2 protein-coding genes are annotated in these 2,465 nt (G+C 66.3%); one reads left to right on the top strand and one right to left on the bottom strand.

Annotation, left to right across the window (positions count from 1 at the left end; translation table 11 throughout):
• Window positions 1–1,364 (top strand): response regulator (locus AC5JJ6_RS09020; protein WP_496041713.1); only part of this gene is annotated, 1,364 nt, incomplete at its 5' end.
• A 2-nt stretch (window positions 1,365–1,366) separates the two neighbouring features.
• Here AC5JJ6_RS09020 and AC5JJ6_RS09025 read toward each other — a convergent pair.
• The gene (locus AC5JJ6_RS09025) at window positions 1,367–2,338 is read right to left on the bottom strand and encodes a crotonase/enoyl-CoA hydratase family protein (RefSeq protein WP_496041714.1); all 972 of its coding nucleotides are present in this window, start codon (window positions 2,336–2,338) and stop codon (window positions 1,367–1,369) included.
• Between the last annotated feature and the right edge of the window lie 127 nt (window positions 2,339–2,465).

Here is a 2,465-nt window from a genome sequence, read left to right on the forward strand (position 1 = left end):
GAGCCATCGGGGTGTCGAGCGAGCTTCATCGCGGCAGCGAATTCTGGATCACCTTGCCCTGCCGGGCCGCCAAGCCCGGATCGGACCCGGCCGCTCCGGCCGCTGCCGTAACGCCCCTGCTGGTGACGGCCGGCGCCGAGTCGAAGGTATCCGGCCTGCGTTCCGACTTGAATTTCGCCCTGGGTCGCCATGCCGAGATCGCCGATCCGGTCGAGGCGGACACGGTGCTCGCCGATATCTTCCGCGACTCGGAAGGTGCCACCCCGGTCCTCCTGATCCCGGTCGAGGCGCTGGACGATCCGTCCACCGGCATCGCGGCATGGCTCGAGGCGGGCAACGGCGTCGAGCGTTCCATCTCCATACTGATAGGATCGTCGGCGACGGAGGCGGCGGGCCGTTGCCGGGAATGGCTCAGCGAACTGGTCCTGACCTGCCCGATGGAGGCGGATCGGATGGCTTCGGCGCTGGCCGCCGCGCGCGGACTGGCCGGCTTGGCGGCCGGTGCCTCTGCTCCGGGGGCCGGGCCCGTCGCCGCCGCCCAGCGCCGGCGGATCCTCGTGGCGGAGGACAACGCGATCAACCGCCGCGTGATCGAGAAGATCCTTCAGCGCGCCGGCCATGACGCAATCTTCGCCGCCGACGGCGACGAGGCGCTGGATCTGCTCGACCGCATGAGCTTCGATATCGTGCTGATGGACATGAACATGCCGGCCATCAGCGGCCTGGACGTCGCCCGGATGTACCGGTTCACCCACACCGACCATCCGCACCTGCCGATCGTCGCCCTGACGGCGGAAGCGACCGAGCAGGCGCGCCGCCAATGCGCCGATGCCGGCATGGACGCGTTCCTGACCAAGCCGGTCGATCCGAAGGCCCTGTTCGCGACCATCGACCGGCTGGTCGGCGGTCAGCCGGCCGAGCCCGGCACGCTTCGGCCGGAACCGGCATCGGGCGGGCGGCACCCCGAGTCGCCGCTGCCGGAGGCTCCGGATCTTGCCGACTCCGGGGCGAATGCGGGCACGAACGAACCCAGCATCGACGTCGCGGCCCTGGACAAGCTGCGCTCGGTCGATGACGACCCGTCGTTCATCGCCCAGATCGCGGACGAGTTCCTGCATGATGGGGAGGATTTATTGATCGAACTGGAGCACGCCTGGGCCTGCGGCGATCTCTACGCCTTCAAGGATCATGCCCACTCGCTGCGCAGCAGCGCGTCCTATGTCGGCGCAAGCCGGATGGTGCGCCTTCTGCTGTATTGCCGCGATGTGTCCAGGGAAACGCTGGCGGAGGAAGGTTACCGCCGCGTCCGGGAAATCCAGGCCGAGTTCGCCCGGGTCCGCACGGCGCTCCGCGAACTCGCCTGAAATCAGTCGCCGCAGCCGGTCATCGCAAGGTCTTCCATGTCGGCATCGGCGCGGGCGCGGCGGCGGCCCTGGGCCGCGACTAGGCGCTCCATCATCTTCAGGTCGATCGGGCTCAGGGTCATCGCGGTATCGACCCACAGGTCGGTGATGCCGTTCAGGTCCTGCAGGGTGATCGGGTTGACCCGCTGGCGCGCCTGATAGATCGCCCGCTGGGCGGCGTGGCGGCGCGCGTTCTTCCGGACGTAGTCGTTGAGCGCCTCTTCGCCCCGGCCGTCCTCGGCCAGCACGTCGACGATGCCCATGTCGTACAATTCGGCGCCGGTATAGATGCGGCCGCTCATGATCATGCGTTCGGCGGTCGCGGCATTGGTCCGGCGGGCGATGAAGTTATAGGCGCCCATGCCGGGAAACAGGTTGAACATGATCTCGGGCAGGCCGAACTTGGCGCTCCGCTCCGCGATGATGACGTTGCTCGACAGCGCCGCCTCGAAACCGCCGCCCAGCGCGTCTCCCTGCACCAGCGACACCGTGATGATCGGCAGGTCGAGCGCCATCGAATTGGCGTGGACTTCGGCGACGCAGGCGCGGGCATAGGCCGTCAGGGCCGCCCGGTCGCGCTTGCGGATCAAGTTGGCGAACAGGTGGAGGTCGCCGCCCAGGTTGAAGATGCCCGGCATCCTGGAGGCCAGCACCATGTACTTCACCTGCGGGTCCTGGCTTGCGGCGGCGCCGTGCCGCGATGCCAGCAGCTGGCGCATCCGGCGCAGTTCGGACAGCACCTCCGGCGTGAAGCTCGGCCGGTTGCTGAACTGGAAACGGCACCAGAAAACCCCTGTCTTGGCGTCGAAATCGAGATCCAGTTCGCGGAACTGGCCGTCAAGCTGAACGGGAGCCCGGCGCGGCTGTTCCGCTGCGCAAGGATTGCCAACAATTTTAACTGAATTAGCAACAGTGTCGGCAATCTGTTCGAGCATGATTATCTCCATCACTTCAATATTGCGGAACACGACGGTCGAGGCCGGTTCCGATCGCCAAGGACAGGTTGAAGCAGTTGTCACTCGATATTTTGGGGTATATACCTAAGAAAATGTTAATTTGATT

This window comes from Skermanella sp. (genome assembly GCF_059503625.1).

Bases quoted from the DNA above. Each gene is read 5' to 3' on its own strand.
- AC5JJ6_RS09025 (WP_496041714.1), bottom strand. From the start codon at position 2,338: ATGCTCGAACAGATTGCCGACACTGTTGCTAATTCAGTTAAAATTGTT.